The 20223-nt window shown below is 64.2% G+C and carries 12 protein-coding genes; 4 read left to right on the top strand and 8 right to left on the bottom strand.

Going from position 1 to position 20223, the window contains the following annotated elements:
* Window positions 1–314: 314 nt before the first annotated feature.
* The gene (locus tag HXX15_RS16225) at window positions 315–1067 is read left to right on the top strand and encodes an enoyl-CoA hydratase/isomerase family protein (protein WP_296517340.1); all 753 of its coding nucleotides are present in this window, start codon (window positions 315–317) and stop codon (window positions 1065–1067) included.
* 104 nt (window positions 1068–1171) lie between these two features.
* Here HXX15_RS16225 and mobA read toward each other — a convergent pair whose 3' ends face one another.
* Window positions 1172–1798 (bottom strand): molybdenum cofactor guanylyltransferase MobA, encoded by a 627-nt coding sequence (gene mobA, locus HXX15_RS16220; RefSeq protein ID WP_296517339.1) that lies wholly within the window; start codon window positions 1796–1798, stop codon window positions 1172–1174.
* A 110-nt stretch (window positions 1799–1908) separates the two neighbouring features.
* On the opposite strand from mobA, the gene HXX15_RS16215 reads away from it, so the two are divergent.
* Both HXX15_RS16215 and ligD read left to right on the top strand, forming a co-directional pair.
* Window positions 1909–2136 carry a sulfurtransferase TusA family protein gene (locus tag HXX15_RS16215; protein ID WP_296517601.1) on the top strand — a complete coding sequence of 76 codons (228 nt, stop codon included), beginning with the start codon at window positions 1909–1911 and terminating at the stop codon, window positions 2134–2136.
* A gap of 119 nt (window positions 2137–2255) precedes the next feature.
* Window positions 2256–4910, top strand: a complete 2655-nt coding sequence (ligD, locus tag HXX15_RS16210) for a DNA ligase D (protein WP_296517338.1) — start codon at window positions 2256–2258, stop codon at window positions 4908–4910.
* 5 nt (window positions 4911–4915) lie between these two features.
* Here ligD and HXX15_RS16205 read toward each other — a convergent pair whose 3' ends face one another.
* Window positions 4916–5080 (bottom strand): DUF3309 family protein, encoded by a 165-nt coding sequence (locus HXX15_RS16205; RefSeq protein ID WP_296517337.1) that lies wholly within the window; start codon window positions 5078–5080, stop codon window positions 4916–4918.
* 180 nt (window positions 5081–5260) lie between these two features.
* On the opposite strand from HXX15_RS16205, the gene HXX15_RS16200 reads away from it, so the two are divergent.
* Window positions 5261–5569 (top strand): polyhydroxyalkanoic acid system family protein, encoded by a 309-nt coding sequence (locus tag HXX15_RS16200; protein ID WP_296517336.1) that lies wholly within the window; start codon window positions 5261–5263, stop codon window positions 5567–5569.
* Between the two features lie 392 nt (window positions 5570–5961).
* On the opposite strand, the gene treY is transcribed toward HXX15_RS16200, so the two are convergent.
* Genes treY through HXX15_RS16170 form a run of 6 tightly spaced genes read right to left on the bottom strand, consistent with a single transcriptional unit; the run spans window position 5962 to window position 20020 of the window.
* Window positions 5962–8748, bottom strand: a complete 2787-nt coding sequence (treY, locus tag HXX15_RS16195) for a malto-oligosyltrehalose synthase (RefSeq protein ID WP_296517335.1) — start codon at window positions 8746–8748, stop codon at window positions 5962–5964.
* Window positions 8748–10514, bottom strand: coding sequence for a malto-oligosyltrehalose trehalohydrolase (gene treZ, locus HXX15_RS16190; protein WP_296517334.1), 1767 nt, complete (start codon window positions 10512–10514; stop codon window positions 8748–8750). The genes treY and treZ overlap by 1 nt, the downstream gene beginning before the upstream one ends.
* Window positions 10511–12589, bottom strand: a complete 2079-nt coding sequence (gene glgX, locus HXX15_RS16185) for a glycogen debranching protein GlgX (protein ID WP_296517333.1) — start codon at window positions 12587–12589, stop codon at window positions 10511–10513. Before glgX ends, treZ begins: the two co-directional genes overlap by 4 nt.
* A 2-nt stretch (window positions 12590–12591) precedes the next feature.
* A complete protein-coding gene (glgB, locus tag HXX15_RS16180; RefSeq protein WP_296517332.1) occupies window positions 12592–14742 on the bottom strand; it encodes a 1,4-alpha-glucan branching protein GlgB in 2151 nt (716 codons plus the stop codon).
* Window positions 14739–18038, bottom strand: a complete 3300-nt coding sequence (treS, locus tag HXX15_RS16175) for a maltose alpha-D-glucosyltransferase (RefSeq protein WP_296517331.1) — start codon at window positions 18036–18038, stop codon at window positions 14739–14741. The genes glgB and treS overlap by 4 nt, the downstream gene beginning before the upstream one ends.
* 11 nt (window positions 18039–18049) lie before the next feature.
* Complete coding sequence (locus tag HXX15_RS16170; RefSeq protein ID WP_296517330.1) at window positions 18050–20020, bottom strand: alpha-1,4-glucan--maltose-1-phosphate maltosyltransferase; 1971 nt, start codon at window positions 20018–20020, stop codon at window positions 18050–18052.
* Between the last annotated feature and the right edge of the window lie 203 nt (window positions 20021–20223).

The following is a 20223-nucleotide window of genomic DNA, read 5'->3' as shown; positions in this document are numbered from 1 at the left end:
CGCATGGCGCGCGTCTCGAACCATGAGGATGAAAAGCTCATCCTTCGAGACGCCCGCCGCCGCCCTTCCGGCTGCGCCGGGCTCCTCAGGATGAGGGCCGCGGCAGAGCCGGGCCTAGGCGATGCGATTGTTAGTTTGTAGCCCGGATGGAGCGCAGCGAAATCCAAGGCTTTATTGCAAATTTCAACTAACCCGGATTGCGCTGTGCTGCATCCGCGCTACGCTTGCTTGCACCGGCGTCGGATTCCAGTTGCCAGCCAAGGAATGACGCGACCAAATTGGCCGGTGGCCGGCCGGCGCGAGGCCTTGCGAAAATGCCCTATGTCACTACCCAATTGCTCGACGGTTGTAGCAAGATCCGTATTTCAAATACGGACGCCAATCTCCTCACAATCGATGTCATACGGGAGTTGGCTGAAGCCTTTCATGCATCATCGCAGTCGACCAAAGCCATCTTACTGTGCGGCGGCGACCGATTTTTTTCCAACGGTCTCGACGTGAACTGGGCCTTGACGCGATCTGGGGATCAGATGCGCGAGATGTTTCTTACCCTCGGCGATCTTGTCTTACAGATACTGGAGACGCCAGTGCCGGTCGTAGGAGTGATCAAGGGCCATGCAATTGGCGCCGCGAAGACGCTGTTCTGCGCTTGCGACTACCGATACGCGGCGACCGGTCGAGTGCTGATTGGCGTGCCTGAAATCCTCCTCGGCGTGCCAAATCCATATTTCGCCGATCAATTGTTGCGGTTTATCGCAGGCGATCAACTGGCCAGCGACCTCATATACACGGGCCGGCTTATCACAGCCGAGGATGGAGTGCCGGCAGGCCTGGTCCACCACACGGCCGACAAGGCAACAATCGAAGACGACGCCTGGAAAAAGACCGTGGCGCTCGCGGCGCTTTCCGGGACCGCCTTCGCTGAATGCAAGTCGATGCGGGTAGCGGAATTATGCGCGTCGATCCGCCGAAACCTATCGGCCAGGACGGACAAGCTCATCGAGATTTGGGATGGCGCGGAAGCGCAGCGCCGTCTGAAGGCAGCGGCCCAGCGTTTGGCGAAGTGAGCCCCACTGTGTCGACCCTCCCCGCAAGGGGAGGGAGAATTCTGGCGCCGGGGCTCAACAAAGGATGGCCAGGCGATCCCGGCATTCTGAGAATCCCCGAGCCGTCACCCTTCATCCAGCTCCGCCAGCCGCTCCGCTTCGGCGACGTCGTTCATCGTGTTGGCGTTGAAGAACGGGTCGATCGGATCGGCCGGCCAGTCCACCGTGGCGAGCGGATAGCGGGCGATGAAGCGGCCGACCTTGCGGATGTCCTCGGCCACCAGCGCGTGGCGCAGTTCGTCGCGCAAGCTGACCTCCCACAAACCGATCACCGGATGCGATTGTCCGGCCGAGGCCGCGACCGCAAGCCGGGCGTTCTGCGCGACCCTTGCCTGGTGCAGCCGCGTCACCAGATCGCGCGGCAGGAACGGGCAATCCGCTGGCGCGCTCAGCATCCAGTCGGCGTCGGGCCGGTTCGCCGCGCTCCAGTCAAGCCCGGCGAGGATGCCGGCGAGCGGGCCGGCGAATCCCGCGATGCTATCGGCGACGATCGGCAGGCCGAATGCAGCAAACCGCGCCGGGTCGCCGTTCGCATTCAGCACCATTCCGTCGCATTGCGGCGCCAGCCGCGCGATCACGCGATCGAGCAGGCTACGGCCGGCGATGGTTTGCAGCGGCTTGTCGCCGCCACCCATCCGCCGCGCGAGGCCGCCGGCGAGAATCACAGCGGGAATGGCGGGATGGTCGGGCATCGGTTCGGGTCCATGGCATGCGGCTGCTTCGGTCGGCCATTCTACGCAATAAGGACGAGGCCGCGCCAATGCGATTGACGCTGCCGGGCGGCTTCGCCATCGTCGCCGCCATGGCCACCACCAAGCTCGATCTGACCGGATTGAAATGTCCGCTGCCGGTACTGAAAACCCGCAAGGCGCTGAAGACGCTGCGCGGCGGCGACCGTCTCGAGGTGCATTGCACCGATCCGCTGTCGGCGATCGATATTCCGAATCTGGTGCGCGAAACAGGCGATCGGGTCGAGATCACGCGCGCCGCGCAGACCATCGTGTTTCTGATCGAGAAGACAGATCGCTGAAGCCGAGTTCTCGGCGCTGGCTCAGTGGGGAACCATCGCCATTTTTGGCCATTGAGTTGGTTGTCTTTGCGGATTTTGGCGCCGGGCGGCAAGATGGCGGCAGGTGCGCGAACTCGACAATGTCGTGGTTAGGAACTGCCGTGGCCCTGAAGAAGCTGACGCTGTACCGCAACAAGCGCGATTTCGCCCGGACCGCGGAGCCCCGCGGCGACGTCGCGGTGGCGCCGTCGACACAGCGGCGGTTCGTGATCCAGAAGCATGACGCGACACGGCTGCATTACGATCTGCGGCTGGAATTCGACGGCGTGTTCAAGTCCTGGGCGGTGACGCGCGGGCCGTCGCTCGATCCGGCCGACAAGCGGCTGGCGGTCGAGGTCGAGGACCATCCGCTCGATTACGGCGATTTCGAAGGCACAATCCCGAAGGGGCAATATGGCGGCGGCACGGTGCAGCTGTGGGACCGCGGCACCTGGGAGTGCGACGATCCCGCGCGCGGCTTCAAGAACGGCGATCTGAAGTTCACCCTGCACGGCGAGAAGCTGCATGGCGGCTGGGTGTTGGTGCGGATGCGCCGCGACCGTAACGGCGGGAAGCGCACCAACTGGTTGCTGATCAAGCATCGCGACGACTACGCCCGCGACGGCAACGGCGAAGCGATCCTGGCGGAGGATCGCTCGGTCGCCTCCGGTCGGACGATGGCCGACATCGCTGCCGGCAAGGGCCGCGCGCCAAAGCCGTTCATCACCGCGCGGGCGGCCCGCGCCAAGGCCGATGCGGTGTGGGATTCGCGTCAGGGTGCGGCCGCAGAGGCGCGCGCGGCGGCGAAGCCAAAGCGCAAGTCCGCGGGCGCGGCGATGCCGGATTTCATCGCGCCGCAATTATGCACGCCGGTCGAGCGGCCACCCAATGGCGAGGGCTGGGGCCATGAGATCAAGTTCGACGGCTACCGGATGCAGCTCCGGGTCGAGAATGGCAAGGCGACGCTGAAGACCCGCAAGGGGCTGGACTGGACCGGAAAATTTCGCGCGATCGCCGACGAAGCCGCCGGCCTGCCCGACGCCATCATCGACAGCGAGATCGTCGCGCTCGATCATGACGGGCATCCGGATTTCGCTGCCTTGCAGGCAGCGCTCTCTGACGGCGCCACCGACAATCTGATCTGCTTTGCGTTCGACTTGCTTTATGCCGACGGCGAGGATTTGCGGCGGCTGCCGCTGTCCGAGCGCAAGCAGCGGCTGCACGATTTGCTCAAGGCCGCGTGCGGCCGGCGCAAGGAAGGACTGATCCGCTACGTCCCGCATTTCGAGAGCGGCGGCGACGCCATCCTGCAATCGGCCTGCAAGCTGTCGCTGGAAGGTATCGTGTCGAAGAAGCTGGCGGCGCCGTATCGCTCCGGCCGCAGCGAGAGCTGGACCAAGGCGAAATGCCGCGCCGGCCATGAGGTAGTGATCGGCGGCTGGAAGACGACCGCCGGCAAATTCCGTTCGCTGCTGGTCGGCGTGCATCGCGGCGATCATCTGGCCTATGTGGGAATCGTCGGCACCGGCTTCGGCCAGGACACGGTGAAGCGCATCATGCCGGCGCTGAAAGCCGCGGCGTCCAAGGACAATCCATTCGGCGGCGGCAATGCGCCGCGCAAGGCCAGCGACGTGCACTGGGTCCGGCCGGAGCTGGTGGCCGAGATCGAATTCGCGGGCTTCACCGGCGCCGGCATGGTGCGGCAGGCGGCGTTCAAGGGGCTGCGGCTGGACAAGCCGGCCGAGGAGGTCGAAGCCGAAACGCCGGTCAAGACCGCCATCGCCCAACCGGCGGCGCGTAAGGCGCCTGCGCGAGCACTCGCCGCTGTTCGGACTGGCGCAGCACGCGCCGCCGAGGTGATGGGCGTGGTGATCTCGAAACCCGACAAGGAGCTGTGGCCCTCCAGCGGCGGCAGCGAGGCCGTCACCAAGCTCGATCTGGCGAACTACTTCGCGGCGGTGGGCGAATGGATGATGCCGCACATCAAGGGCCGGCCCTGTTCGATCGTGCGCGCGCCGGACGGCATCGAGGGGCAGCAATTCTTCCAGCGCCACGCCATGCCCGGCACATCTAACTTGCTGGAGCTGGTCAAGGTGTCGGGCGATCGCAAACCGTATTTGCAGATCGATCGGATCGAGGGCCTCGCCGCGGTGGCGCAGATCGGCGGCCTCGAACTGCATCCGTGGAATTGCGCGCCGGGCCAGCCGGAGACGCCAGGACGGCTGGTGTTCGATCTCGATCCCGCGCCGGACGTCGATTTCGCCGCGGTCATCGCGGCGGCGCGCGAGCTGCGCGAACGGCTTACGGGTCTTGGTCTCGAAGGTTTCTGCAAGACCACCGGCGGCAAGGGGCTGCATGTGGTGACGCCGCTGCGAGCGACAGCGAAGGACAAGGTCGACTGGAAACAGGCCAAGGCGTTCGCGCAAGCGGTCTGCCAGCAGATGGCGAGCGACAGCCCGGAGCGCTATCTGCTCAACATGTCGAAGAAGCAGCGCGGCGGAAAAATCTTCCTCGACTATCTGCGCAACGACCGGATGGCGACGGCGGTGGCGGTGTTGTCGCCGCGCGCCCGCGAGCGGGCGACCGTGTCGATGCCGCTAACGTGGCCGCAGGTGAAGAACGGGCTAGATCCCCAACGCTACACAATTGGCGCCGTGGCCGCGCTGCTTGCGAGAACAAAACCGTGGGTGGGCTATGGTGAAGCATCAGCCCCGCTGAAGGCGGCGATCGACAAGCTCGCCTCCAGCGGGAGTTGAATCGATCAGAGTTTGCCGAGCAGCACCAGGATCAGAATTATGACGATGACCAGGCCGAGGCCGCCGCCGCCATAATAGCCGGTGCCATAAAACGGCCCGCCGCCGACGCCGCTGAAACCGCCAAGCAGGGCGATGACGAGAATGATCAGAATGATCGTACCGAGTGACATAGAACTCTCCTCAACCCGACGGTTCGCGCAAATGCCCCGCCGTACAATCGCGAAAACGAACCAAATCTCGAAAAGTTCCATTTCGTGAACCCAGCTGAGTACCTCAACCTCTGTTTTTTTGACGATGCCGACTTACATTGCGCAGGGCGTAAAGTCGTTGGCACACAGAAGGAAGCCGGGATGTCAGCTCCGCTTGTCGTTTCAATTCCACACCGGCTCGGTCGCGCCGAGGCGGCGCGTCGGCTCAAGACCGGATTGGCGCGCGCGGCGGCGAGCGTTCCGGTGCTGAAAGTCGATGAAGAGCGCTGGGACGGCGATCGCATGATGTTTCGGATTCGCGCGCTGGGCCAGGCCGCGATCGGGCATCTTGACGTCGCCGAGGATCACGTCCGGGTCGAGGTGACGCTGCCGTGGCTGCTGCAGAAATTCGCCGAAGTGGCGCAGCAGGCGATCAAGAGCCGAGGCCATCTGTTACTTGAGAAGAAGTGACGATGGGGTGTCCTGGTGCGTTGCGGCATGAATCAGCGCAACTAACATGTTGCTATGCAGCAGGTAGTCTCACGCGGTGCGTCGCGAGCCGACTTTAAGATCGAGGTAATAGATTTCTGGAAGCCTTGGCGTGCGGAGGAGGGAACCGATCCCGAGTCGGCACGATGCCGCCAGGCCGTCCGGCCATCGATCCCGGGCGGCCTTGTTTTTGGGGTCTTGGAGCCTGACTGAAACAGCAGCCGTCAATGCGAGCCGAGGCCGGCGCGAAGCGCCGTCCGAAAGCGAAGCAATCCAGCGGAGCCAAGCAAAGACTGGATTGCTTCGTCGCAAGAGCTCCTCGCAATGACGAACTTGAAGGCCTGATTCTATTGATCACTCTTTGAGTCAGGCTCTCAGCTGTGTGGCGTCCGCCGCGGTCGCGCGGACTTTGTCGCTGTCACCCGCGCCCGCCGCACTGCCACCGGCAGGTGAGCGAACAGATCAGACAGCAGCAACTGATCACCTGGGGCATTGCCGTCCACGGCATATCCCTTGATGACCACCGCGCCCTCGAACGCGTTGCCGCGCGGCCATTGCCGGCCTTGCTGCGACAGCGCCGCGAAACATTTACCGACCACCACGATCGCGGCGTCGCGGTCGTGGCGTCGTGCAAAGGCGATGACGTGATCGCGATGCGGCCCGGTGACTTCGAGCGGCTGGTAATCGCCGCTGGTGAAGACGTCGCGCAGCTCGCAGCGAAGTCTCAGCAGTTGCCGGGTCCAGGCCAGCTTGACATGGCCGTCGGTCCAGTTTTCGGCGAGCTTGCCCCAATCCGGATCGCCAAGGCCGGCGAGGACCGCGGCGCGTTCGGCGAAATCGACCGGCCGCCGGTTGTCGGGATCGACCAGCGAGAAATCCCAGAACTCGGTGCCCTGATAGAAATCCGGCACGCCCGGCAACGTTGCCTTCAGGGTGATCTGGCTCAGCGAGGTCAGTGCGCCGAGCAGCGCCACGCGATCCTTCAGGCCGCGCAGTGATTCGAGAAACGGCGCCGACAGCGCGGGGTCGAGAATGCGATCGATGAAAGTCCGAACGCCTTCTTCATAAGCGAGGTTGGGATTGAGCCAGCTGGTCTCCTGCTTGCCTTCGCGACCGGCTTTCAATGCATAGGCCTGGATCCGGTCGGCGAACGCCTCGTCGGCGTGCAGCGGCCAGGCGCCGAGCAGGGCCTGATACAGCATGTATTCGAACGCGGCCGAGGGCGCGCGCCGATCGCCGTCCAGCACCAGATGCGGTGCGTTGAGGATCTTCCATTTCGCCACCGCGCTGGCCCATTCGCCGGGCAGTTCGGACAGCGCCAGCAGCCGTGTCCGCGCGTCCTCGCCGCGCTTGGTGTCGTGGGTCGCGGTGGCGGTCATGCCGTGCGGCCATTCCGCGGCGCGCTTGGCCATTATCTCGTGAAACGCGCCGACCGACAGCGCACCGGCGGACGGATCGCCGCCGACCTCGTTGAGCGCGAGCAGGCGGTGATAGCGATAGAACGCGGTATCCTCCAGCGACTTCGCCATTGTCGGCCCGGTGAATTGCTGGACCTTGAGGGCGAACCGCCTGACCCGTGGTTTGCCGTGCGCGGCGCGGCCCGGCTCGTTGAGGTCCATGGTCAGCGCGTCCTGCAGAAAGTCGAAAATGCCTTCGTCGGCGCCGAACCATTCGGCGCGCGCCTTTTCGATGGTTCGCGCGATCAGCGACCGATCGAGCGCGGTCGGGCCGGCGGCGGTCAGATAGGTGCGGTAGACCGGAAAATGCACGACATAGAGCTCGAATGCCTGCCGCAGACTGTCGGCGGAGAAGTCGCGCGTCGAATAGTGGCCGCCGGCGATCCGGGCGAGCAGCTTGGCCAGTACCGTGAACTCGCTGAGCAGCAGAGTCTCCAGCACCCGGCGCTTGGCTTCCTTCAGCACCGGCTCGAATTGCGGCGCGACGTTGCTGATCTGGCGCCACACCTCGTCGAGCGGCCGCAATCCTTCGGCGTCGATCAGCACCTGCGAGATCACGTTCATCCACTCATAGCCGGTGGTGCCGTGGACGCCGCTGAAGCGGGGCAGCGCTTCGTGTTCGCCGAGGATCTTCTCGATCACGGTGTAGAACGGCTTCGCCGTGCCCTGGGCGTCGCGGACCAGCCGGCGCAGCCGCTGAAAATATTGCGCGGGGTCACGCAGCCCGTCGATGTGGTCGAGACGCAATCCCTGCAACCGGTCGTCGGCGATCAGCCGCTTCACCAGCACGTGGATCGCGTCGAAGGTGGCGGCGTCCTCGATGCGCAAGCCGGCCAGCGTATTGATGTCGAAGAAGCGCCGGTAGTTGATCTCGCTGGAGGCCAGCCGCCAGTGGCCGGGCTTGTAGTGCTGCCGCTCCAGCAGATTGTGCAGCGACTGGATCTGCGCGGTGCGGCCGTCGCCAGCGCGATAGGCGTCGAGTCCGCGATCGATGATCTCGGCGCCGCCGACGATCGCCTTCAGCGCCGCCTTGAAACCCGGCGCTTCGGCGCGGTTGGGGTGGCGCAGCCCCTTGGTGCGCGAAGCCAGTTCCAGGACCTGCCGGCCGGCGGGCAGGTCGGCCGCCTCGGCGTGCTTGACGATGGTGCGCAGGATCTCGCTGTAGCGCTCCGGCGCGATCGGCAGCCGGTGCTCGAAATACCACGCCGAAAAACTGCCGTCGGCGGCGTCGTAGCGCAGCTCGATCTCGCCGCCCTCCAGCGCGCGTCCGTAGGAGGTGCCGATGATCGGCAGCAATACGCCGCCGCGGGCGCGGTAGGGCAGCATGTCCCAGTCGATATCGAATGACGCGGCGTGCGGCGACGCCGGCCCCCATTCCAGCACGTCGAGCCACCATGGATTGTCGGCGAAATGCACGCCGACATGGTTGGGCACGAAGTCGAGGATCAGCCCGAGATCGTGCTGTTTGAGCGTGTCGCTCAATCGTTCGAAGCCGGCTTCGCCGCCGAGCTCCGGATTGATCTTGGCGTGGTCGACGATGTCGTAGCCGTGGGTGCTGCCCTTGCGCGCCGTCATGAACGGCGAGGCATAGAGATGCGAGATTCCGAGCGCCTTGAGATAGGGGACGATAGCGGCGGCCTTGTCGAAGCCGAATTCGGCCGTCAGCTGGATCCGGTAGGTTGCAATCGGAATGGCAGCAGGCATCAGGTCTCTTCAAGGCGCCACGACACCGCCCAAGGCGGGATTACCCCCTGCAAATCGTTTCCCCAAAGATTGGTTCCGCCGGCGCTCGGTTGGTCGAGCTGGAGTTCCTGATCCGACAGGTTGGCGACGAGACGCAACGTGGCGCCGTTGGCAAAACTCCAATCGGCCCGCAGCAGCGCGTTGTCTCGCACCGCTGCGCGACCGAACCGCGCGCCTGCGAGTCGGGGGACGATCTCGCGGCGGCGGATCGCGAGCAGCTGCTTGACCAGGTGAAGGCGGCGGCGGCCAGCCGCGCTGTGGCGCGCGTCCCGGTCGAGGACGGCGGAGCGGAATGCCGCGTCGCTGAGCGGGTCGGGGATGTCGTCGCCGTATTTGGCATAGGCGCCGGCGAATTCCCGGCGCCGGCCGTTGCGCACCGCGTCGGCGAGATCGCCTTGGAAATCGCAGAAGAACGGGAACGACGCCTGCGATCCCCATTGCTCGCCCATGAACAGCATCGGCACCATCGGCGCCAGCAGCGTGATCGCCAGCGCCGCCTCGATCGGCTCGACCGCAGCGAGGCTTTCCAGTCGGTCGCCGAGCGGGCGATTGCCGATCTGGTCGTGATTCTGCAGGAAGTTGACGAACGCCAATGGCGGCAGCGCGCCGCTGGGCTCGCCGCGCGGCGCCCCGCCGCGATGCGCGGAAGGCTCGCCCTGATAGGCGAAACCGGAACCGAGCGCGCGCGCCAAATGAGTCAGCGGCGACGGCGCATAGTCGGAATAATAGCCGTCGTTCTCCCCGGTCAGGAACACGTGCCAGGCGTGGTGATAGTCGTCGTTCCACTGCGCGCGATAGTTTCCGTGCGGCGGCTCGGCGTTCGGATCGAGCAAGGTAGCGCGATTGTCGTCGTTCTCGAGCACCAGATGGATGTGACGGTTGGTCTGCGCCGCGAGCCGGCCGACCTCGCGGCTGAGCTCGTGCAGCATCGGGATCTCGCCCTGATCCGGAATCGCGTGCACGGCATCAAGCCGCAGCCCGTCGAATCGATAGTCGCGCAGCCAATACAACGCATTCTCGATCGCGAAGGCGCGGACCTCGGCGACGCGATAGTCGATCGCGCTGCCCCACGGCGTCTGCGCCGCGGTGAAGAAGCCCGGCGCATATTGCCCGAGATAGTTTCCCTCCGGGCCGAAGTGATTGTAGACCACGTCGAGAAACACCATCAGCCCGCGCAGATGCGCCTCGTCGATCAACGCCTTGAGGTCCTTGGGCCGGCCATAGGCGCTGTCGGGTGCGTACCACAGCACGCCGTCATAGCCCCAATTGCGCGCGCCCGGAAAATCCGCCAGCGGCATCAGTTCCACCGCGGTGAAGCCGGTGTCAACCAGTTCATCGAGCTTGCCAATCATGGCGCGGTACGTGCCCTGCGGCGTGAACGTGCCGACATGGGTTTCGATCAGCACGGTGTCCTGCCACGGCCGGCCACGCCAGTCCTGCGCGCGCCATGGGTAGGCGACGTGGTCGACCACTTCGCTCGGCCCGGCAACGTCCTGCGGCTGAAATCCGGACGCGGGGTCGGGCACGTCGATGGCGTCGTCAATCCGGAAGCGATATTGCGCGCCGGGCTTCGCTTCGGCGACTACGGCGGAGAACCAGCCGGCGTCGCCGCGCTGCATCCGGTGCACGTGGTCGATGACGACATCGACGCGCTTTGCATTCGGTGCCCATAACCGGAATTCGATGCCGTTCTGCGTCAGACGCGGTCCGAAGCTCGGCCGGTTCAATCGGCCGCTCCCGAGAATGCCAGGACGGATCGCGGCGGCGCGGTGCTCTCGCTGCCCGACGGCAGCGCTGCGGCCCGCACGCTTTCCGAACTGGTATCGAACAGCTGATGCCAGCTCTGATATTCCGTCATCTTCGGCAGGCTGAAGGTGATCGCGTCCAGGGCCGAATTCAACACGATGAAGATTGCCGTGGCGTCGGATTCGGCGGGGCTGAGCACGTAGGCCAGAAACCGGCCATCCGGAAACGCCCAATCCTGCTCGGTCATTTCCTCGGCCGCGGGCGTCAGCCACAGCACGCCGTAAGTGCCGTCGGCGCGGCGGCCATCGAGCCAGCGCCGCGAGCGGATCTGGGGAAATCGCCGGCGCAACTCGGTCATCAGGCCGACGAACTCGACCATGTCTTCGCCTTCGCGATGGAGGCCGTCCCAGCCCACCCAGCCGACTTCGTTGTCCTGACAATAGGCGTTGTTGTTGCCACTCTGGGTATTGCCGACCTCGTCGCCGGCCAGCATCAGCGGCACGCCCTGGGCGAGGAACAGGCAGGCCAGCTGGTTCTTGCGCAACTGCCGGCGCAACGCCAGAATCTCGGTATCGTCGGTCGGACCTTCGACGCCGCAATTGTTGCTGAGATTGTCGCTGGAGCCGTCGCGGTTGTCCTCGCCGTTGGCCTCGTTGTGCTTCTCGTTGTAGCTGAACAGATCGGCCAGCGTGAAGCCGTCATGCACCGTGACATGATTGATGCTGGCGCGCGGCATCCTTCCGTCATGGTTGAAAATATCTGACGAGGCCGTCATCCGTCGCGACACTTCGCCGATCAGGCTGCCTTCGCCGCTCCAGTAGCGCCGCATCGCGCTGCGGTAGCGGTCGTTCCACTCCGACCATTGCGACGGAAACGCGCCGACCTGATAGCCGCCCATGCCGAGATCCCACGGCTCGGCGATCAGCTTGACCGAGGCCAGCACCGGGTCCTGCCGGATCGCGGTGAAGAATCCGGAATTGCGGTCGTAGCCCTGCGGGCCGCGCGCCAGCGTGGTGGCGAGATCGAACCGGAAGCCGTCGACGTGGCAGACTTCGACCCAGTAGCGCAAGCTATCCATCACCATCTGCAGCACCCGCGGATGGGTGAGATTGACCGAGCTGCCGCATCCGGTGAAATCGTCGTAGAACCGCGGATTGTCCGGCATCAGCCAATAATACGAGGCGTTGTCGATGCCGCGGAACGACAGCGTCGGGCCGAGATGATTGCCCTCGGCGGTGTGGTTGTAGACGACGTCGAGGATCACCTCGATGTCGGCGTCGTGCAGTCGTGCGACGGTGGTGCGGAACGCATCGAGCGCATTGTCCTGCGCGTAGCGCGGCTCCGGCGCGAAGAACGACAGCGTATTGTAGCCCCAGTAGTTCACCAGCTTCTTTTCGACCAGGGTGCGGTCGTCGACGAAGCCCTGCGCCGGCAGCAGCTCGATGGTGGTAATGCCGAGCCGCTTGAAATGATCGATCATCGCCGGCGCCGCCAGGCCGCCGAAGGTGCCGCGCAAGCCCGGCGGCACGTCCTGGCGCAGCTGCGTCAGCCCTTTGACATGGGCTTCGTAAATGACGGTGTCTTCCCAGGGAATGTTGGGCCGGCTCTGTTGCCGTCCCCAGCTGGTGGTCTCGTCGACCACCACCGCTTTCGGCATGCCGCGCGCGTTGTCGCGGCGGTCGAACGACAGGTCTTCGCGGGCGCTGCCGGTGCGATAGGCGAAATGCGCGTCGCTCCACACCAGGCGGCCGAACAGCCGCTTGGCGTAAGGGTCGAGCAGCAGCTTGTGGGCGTTGAAGCGGTGGCCGCGTTCCGGATCGTAGGGACCGTGCACGCGGTAACCGTAGAGCTGGCCGGGCGAGACGTCGTTCAGATAGCCGTGCCAGACGTCTTCGGTGCGCTCCGGGAGCTCGATCCGTTCGAGTTCGCGGCGGCCCTGACTGTCGAACAGGCACAGCTCAACCTTGTGAGCGTTGGCGGAAAACAGCGCAAAGTTGGTGCCGAGGCCGTCCCAGCTGGCGCCGAGGCGGGCGGAGTTTCCTGCGGTCAGGCGCATGCTTAGTCTTCCGGCGTGAGAAAAATGGCTGCCAGCGGCGGGATCGTCAGACTAAGCTCGGGTATCAGCCCGTCAAGGGTGCGAACCTCGCCGATATTGCCGGTATTGCTGCCGCCATAATGCGCCGAGTCGGAATTGAGTACCTCACGCCATTTGCCCGGGAACGGGACCCGGACGCGGTAATCGCGATAGACGTTCGGCGAGAAATTCGCGATCACCAGGCAGCGGGCGCGGGCATCGTTACCCTTTCGGATCCAGGCGAACACGTTGCGGTCGGCATCGTCGGTGACGATCCATTCGAATCCGAACGGGTCGCAATCCAATTCGTGCAGCGCCGGTAGCGTGCGATACAGCTGATTGAGGTCGCGGATCAGCGACTGGATGCCCTGGTATTTCGCCTGCTCCAGCAGGTGCCAGTCGAGCGAGCTATCATGATTCCATTCGCGTTCCTGCGCGAATTCGCAGCCCATAAACAGCAGCTTCTTGCCGGGGTGACCGAACATGAAGCCAAAGTACACCCGCAGATTGGCGAAGCGCTGCCAGTCGTCGCCGGGCATCCGGCCGATCAGCGATTTCTTGCCGTGCACGACTTCGTCGTGCGACAGCGGCAGGATGAAGTTCTCGGAGAACGCGTATTGCAGCCCGAACAGGATGTCGCCGTGATGATGCCTGCGGTGGATCGGATCCTTGCTGATGTAGTTCAGCGTGTCGTGCATCCAGCCCATGTTCCACTTGTAGCCGAAGCCGAGCCCGCCGAATTCGACCGGCCGCGAGACCTGCGGCCAGGCGGTGGATTCCTCGGCGGCGGTAGTGGCCTGCGGGAATTTGGCGAACACTTCGGTATTGAAGCGGCGCAGGAAATCGATCGCCTCGATATTTTCGCGGCCGCCGAACTTGTTGGGAATCCAGGCGCCGGAGTCCCGGCTGTAGTCGAGATAGAGCATTGACGCCACCGCATCGACGCGCAGGCCGTCGATGCTGTAACGCTCCAGCCAGAACAGCGCGTTGGCGACGAGGAAGTTGACCACTTCGGTGCGGCCGTAGTTGTAGATCAGGGTGCCCCAGTCCATATGCCGGCCCTGCAGCGGATTGGCGTGCTCGTACAGCGCGGTGCCGTCGAAATGGCCGAGCCCGTGCGGATCGTCGGGAAAATGCCCGGGCACCCAGTCGAGCAGCACGGCGATGCCTTCCCGATGGCAGGCGTCGATCAGGGCGCAGAAATCTTCCGGCGTGCCGAACCGACTGGTCGGCGCGAACAGTCCGGTCGGCTGATAACCCCAGGAGCCGTCGAACGGATGTTCGCTGACCGGCAGGAATTCGACATGGGTGAAGCCGAGATCGCGCACATAAGCGGGCATCGTCTCAGCCAGTTCGCGATAGCTCAGCCATTGATTGCCGTCCTTGCGCCGCCACGAGCCGAGATGGACCTCGTAGATCGACATTGGGGCATCAAATGTGTTGACCCGGTCGGGAGCGGACCGCGGATGCGGCAAACGGGTCTGATCGAGCACGATCGATGCGGTGCTCGGACGCAGCTCCGCGGCGAACGCCATCGGATCGGACTTCAGCGGTAACTGTTGCCCGTGCGGGCCGACGATATCGAACTTGTAGTGATCGCCTGGCATCGCCGCCGGGACGAACAATTCCCAATAGCCGTTGCCGCGGACCCGCATCGGGTGCCGCCGCGGGTCCCAGAAATTAAAGTCGCCGACCACGCTGACGCGTCGCGCATTCGGCGCCAGCACCACGAAGCCGACGCCGCTGACGCCCTCGAGCGTCATCGGATGCGCGCCGAGCTTGTCATACAGCCGCTGGTGGGTACCTTCGCCGAGCAGATAGAGATCGAATTCAGTCAGAATCGGCGGGAAACGATAGGGGTCCTCGAGATCGACAAGGGTGTCGCCGAATTTGGCGCGCAGCTGATAGCGGCCGGAGCCATTGGGCAGCGGGCCGACGAACAATCCGGCCTGGTGGACACGCTCCAGCGTCGCAGTTTCGCCGTGCTCGTCGACGGCGTCGACCATCGAGGCTTCGGGGAGAAAAGCGCGCACCACGGTCCGATCGCCTTCCCGGTGGGGGCCGAGATAGTGAAACGGGTCGGAATGGCGGCCTTCGACGATCGCGTAGGCTTCGTCGGAAAGTTTCGTGGTCATTTATCCTCCTCGGGATGCCGAGACAGTATTCTTAGCATGCCAGCCAGAGGGACGCGCAGCCAATCGGGTCGGTGGGCGAGTTCGTATTCGATCTCGTAGAACGCTTTTTCAAGCAGAAAGAAATCCAGAATGCGGTCGGCGGCCCCCGGCGTGGATGGCCACAACGATAGGTTGGTCATGCTCTCGCGATAAGCGCCAAGGAACGCGGCGGTGGAGCGGTTACGCCACGCTTCGAGAGCGACCGCAAGCTTGCCGTGTTCGTCGGGCGCGACTTTCAGCGCGCGCTCCAGTGCCGCGGTTGCCGAATAGTCGATCGAGCGGATCAGCCCAGCGACATCGCGCGCGGCGGGTGCCTTGCGACGACGTTCCGCCAGCGAGCGGCGTGGCTCGCCCTCAAAATCGATGATGAAGATGTCGTCCTTGACGATCAGCATTTGGCCGAGATGGAAATCGCCATGGTGGCGGATGTTCAATCCGCCGCCATTTGCATCGAACAAAGCCCGTAGCCGCTCGCGGATGGCGGCGCGTTGCGCCAGCAGCTGGTCGATCAGGCCGCGGTCCGCATCCTTGACGATGTCGCGCTTGCGACCGAGATCGTCGAGCACGCGCTCGGCATCGGCGGCAACGCTGTCGATCCAAGATCGGGCGTCCTCGGCGGTGATCGGCGCCGGCGCGAAATCGATCGTGTTGTCGTGGCTGGCAAGTGCGACGTGCATCTCGGCAACTCGTCGGCCGGTTTGCGACATGTAGCGCAGATAGGGGATCTGCTCGTCGCTTTCGGCGGGATGGTCGGCGCCGACCAGCAGCCGCTGTTCATCGACAAAGCGGTCGAGATAGGCGGAGGTCACGGTCCAGCCGTCGCCCTGATTGCCGACGAAGGCATGCACCACCGCTATCGCGCTGACGCTGTCGCCCTCGACCAGTTCCACGCTGCCGAGCAGCGCCGGCGTGTTGGCAAAGCCGGCGACTTCGGTCAGGAAGCGGCCCATCTCGATTTCCGGGCTGATCCCGGTCTCGAGCCTGCGATACAGTTTGACGACATAATTCTCATCCACCAGCGCGGTGCTGTTGGACTGCTCAGTCTCCACCGCGCGGATATTCTGGAACGGCTGCTCCGGTCGCTCCAGCAGCCGGGCGGTGGGCCGAAACTCGAGTCGCGTACTGGCTTCCTCGACGGTGACCGACGATCGCAGGTTCTTGAGCAGCAGCTCGATTAATGCCGGGTCGGACGCGACGTCGAGCAGGGTGCCCTCGCGCGCGCCCTGGCGGACGGCGGCGAAGGCGCGCGGGTTGTAGCGTTCGCGATCGAACCGGATCCAATCGATCCGCATCGGCAGCACATAGCGCGAGGTGACGCCGCGCTGGGTGGCCTCGAAGAACGCCAGCCACGGGCGGGTCCCGCCGTCGTTGCCGAACGGAATCGCGGAGGTCAGGTGCGGATGGATCGCGCGCGCTGAACGCTCGGGATACCATCGCGTCCGCGCCAGATGCGACGGCAGCACGTCGCGCTCGAACACCGCGCGGGTCCTGCCGAGCGTATTCCAGGTGGCGCCGAGCGGCACCACCAGGGTCTCAAATTCGGGGACCACGCTATGCGCCGCGGCCTTTGACGGCTCGGGCTCGCACAACCGGAACCAGTAGAATCCGAACGGCCCCAGCGTGACCATATAGGGCAGTTCGCTGATCGGCGGAAACTTGCTGCGCCCCAGCATTTCCTGCGGCACGCGACCCTTCCATGTCGACAGATCGAGTTCGGTGGCTTGCGCCGAGCGCGACAGGTTGGCAACGCAGAGGATGACTTCATCCTCATATTGCCGGACATAGACCAGCACCGAGCGATTTTGCGGGCGAATGAAGGTCATGGTGCCGCGGCCGAAGGCGAGCGTCGACTTGCGTACTGAGATTTGCCGCTTGGTCGCGCTGAGCAGCGACGACAGGCTGCGCGACTGCGCCTCGACATTGACCGACTGATAGCCATAGACCGCGTCCATGATGGTGGGGGCGTAGAGCCGCGCCGGATCGGCCCGGGAGAAGCCGCCATTGCGGTCCGGAGACCACTGCATCGGGGTGCGGACGCCGTTGCGGTCGCCGAGATAGATGTTGTCGCCCATGCCGATCTCGTCGCCGTAATAGATGATCGGCGTGCCGGGGAACGACAGCAGCAGCGAATTCATCAGCTCGATCTTGCGGCGGTCGTTGTCCATCAGCGGCGCCAGGCGGCGGCGGATGCCGACATTGATCCGTGCCCGCGGATCATTGGCGTAGGTCGACCACAGATAATCGCGCTCGACGTCGGTGACCATTTCGAGCGTCAGTTCGTCGTGATTGCGCAGGAACAGCGCCCATTGGCAGTTCGCCGGAATGTCCGGGGTCTGGCGCAGGATGTCGGTGATCGGGAAGCGGTCCTCCTGGGCGATCGCCATGTAGATCCGCGGCATCAGCGGGAAGTGATACGCCATCTGGCATTCGTCGCCGTCGCCGAAATATTGCTGGACGTCCTCGGGCCATTGATTGGCCTCGGCCAGCAGCACCTTGCCCTTGGCATAGGCGTCGAGTTCGGCGCGCAGCGTCTTGATGACCTTGTGGGTCTCCGGCAGGTTTTCGTTGTTGGTACCGTCGCGCTCGCACAGATAGGGGATGGCGTCGAGCCGGAAGCCGTCGACGCCGGCGTCGAGCCAGCGCTTCATCACCTGGACGACGGCGCTTACAACGCGCGGATTGTCGAAGTTGAGATCCGGCTGGTGCGAGAAGAAGCGGTGCCAGTAGAACTGGCCGGCCTCGGGGTCCCAGGTCCAGTTCGACTTCTCGGTATCGGTGAAAATGATCCGGGTGCCCTGATATTTCTGGTCGGTGTCGCTCCAGACATACCAGTTGCGCGCGCTGGAATTCTTGTCGCTGCGCCGCGCCCGCTTGAACCAGTCGTGCTGGTCGGAGGTGTGGTTGATGACGAGTTCGGTGATCACCCGCAAGCCGCGCCGCTTCGCCTCGCCGATGAAGCGACGGAAATCCTTCATGGTGCCGAAATCGGGATTGATCGCGCCGTAATCGGCGATGTCGTAGCCGTCATCACGGCCGGGCGACGGATAGAACGGCAGCAGCCACAGCGCGGTGACGCCGAGCTCCTGCAGATAGTCCAGCTTCTCGGTCAACCCGGCGAAGTCGCCGATGCCGTCATTGTTGCTGTCGGCGAACGCCTTGACATGCAGTTGATAGATGATGGCGTCCTTGTACCACAGCTCGTCGGCTTGAACGGCGGCCTCAGACTCGGTCGGAATGATCGTTGGCATGATATTCATGGCTGCGCCTTTCAGGCGAGGCAGCGAAACAGCAGCGCCGGGTCGCGTTGCGGATCGATCCGCAGGCGAATGCCGCCCCATTCGACCGGGTGCCTTTCGCCGGTGATCAGGTTCTCGACGGCGGCGACGGCACGGCGCTCGCCGCCCGATTCGACCTGCAGGTCGCCGAACGGAAACCAGAATTCGTGGTAATCGCGTGACAAGGCAATCGCCACCGCCACCGCATTGCCGCCGTCGGCGGACTGCTTGACGAAACCGATCACGTTACCGTCCTCGATCGGCACAAACCGCAAATTGCTGGTCTGCTGCAGCGCCGGATTGGCGCGGCGGGCGCGGTTGATGTCGCGGATATAGGGCTTCAGGTTGCCCGGCTGATCCCAGTCACGCACCTTGATCTCGTATTTTTCGGAATGGAGATATTCCTCCTTGCCGGGGATCGGCTCGTGTTCGAGCAGCTCGAAACCGTTGTAGATGCCATAGGTGGATGACAGGGTTGCGGCGAGCGCAAGACGGGATTTGAACATCCACGGCTCGCCGCCCTGCAGATGGAAGGGCAGGATGTCCGGCGTGTTGACGAAGAAATTCGGCCGGTAGTAATCACGCTCCGGATAGTCGGTGAGTTCGCGCAGATATTCCTCCAGCTCCCACTTCTGCGTACGCCACGTGAAGTAGGTGTAGGATTGGGTGAAGCCGAGCTTGGCGAGCGCCTTCATCAGTTTCGGCCGGGTGAACGCTTCCGCCAGGAATATGACGTCCGGATGACGCAGCTGAACGTCATGGATCAGCCATTCCCAAAACCGGAACGGCTTGGTGTGCGGATTGTCGACCCGGAAGATCTTCACGCCGTGATCGACCCAAAACAGGATGACGTCGCGCAGCGCGTTCCAGAGCGATCCCGCGTCGTCGCAGGAGAAATCCGGGTTGACGATGTCTTCATATTTCTTCGGCGGATTCTCGGCATAGCGCATCGAGCCGTCCGGCCGTCGCCTGAACCAGTCCGGATGCTGGGTCAGCCAGGGATGATCCGGCGAGCATTGCACGGCGATGTCGAGCGCGACTTCGATCTCGACCAGCTTGCAGGCGTCGACGAAGGCGCGAAAATCGTCCAGCGTTCCGAGTTCGGGATGCACGGCGTCGTGGCCGCCTTGCTCCGCGCCGATCGCATAGGGGCTGCCCGGGTCGCCGGGCGCCGCCGTGAGCGCATTGTTGCGGCCCTTGCGATTGGTGTGGCCGATCGGGTGAATCGGAGTGAAGTAGATCACGTCGAAGCCCATCGCGGCGATGTCCGGCAGCCGCGCGATGCAGTCGCGGAAGGTGCCGTGTTGGCCGGGGACCGTGCCCTGGCTGCGCGGCACCATCTCGTACCAGGCGCCGTTGCGCGCCAGCGGCCGGTCGATCGTCAGGGGCAGCAATGGCGAGCGGGTCAAATCCGTGCGCGTCTGGCTGTCGGCCATCGCCTCGGCGAGTTCGGGCGCGAGCAGCGGGGCGACGTCCCCGGTTTCCAGGTAGGCTTCGCATTGCCCTTGAATGATCGCCACGGCCTCGGGTCCGCCGGACTGTGGCTTGGTTAGCATGCCGGCGCCTTCGAGCGCGTCGAGCGTCACGTCCTGTCCCGCCTGCCGCTTCAACTCGATGGCGTGACGCCAGGTCGCGAATTCGTCGGTCCAGGCTTCGATCGCATAGATGTAGCGCCCGGGCGCATCCGGGACGAACGATCCGCTCCAGCGGTCATTGACCTGATGCCGCATCGGCGCGCGCCGCCAGTCACTGTCCTGCTCCCTACGCCAAATCAGCGCGGCGGCCACCACGTCATGCCCATCGCGAAAGATGTCGGCCCAGACCTCGATCGGCTCGCCGACGATCCGCTTTACCGGAAACCGCCCGCCATCGATAATCGGGTAGATTTCCTCGATATGAAAAGGGCTGAATGCGATGCGATCGAACGTCTGAGTTGTTTTGTTCAATGTGATGCCTAGGGTCATGCTAGCGGACTAGGACAACCGTCCCATTTCTGGAATCCGTAACCTCTGTGGAATCCGATAAGCGAACGTCTGGACATATACAAAGCCGCTGGAACGGCATAGTTCCCGGAACACACCCTACGCAATCGCGTTGGAGACGACTATCCTGCTTACAAATCGTGGATTCGCGGCGTCCCCCAGCGTTGCGTGCAAACAGCGTGCCG

The sequence above is a fragment of the Rhodopseudomonas sp. genome (assembly GCF_013377015.1).
In the GTDB taxonomy this organism is placed as follows: Bacteria; Pseudomonadota; Alphaproteobacteria; order Rhizobiales; family Xanthobacteraceae; genus JARJEH01.
The sequence above is the reverse complement of the archived record's forward strand: the minus strand, read 5'-3'. Positions and strand labels throughout refer to the sequence as shown.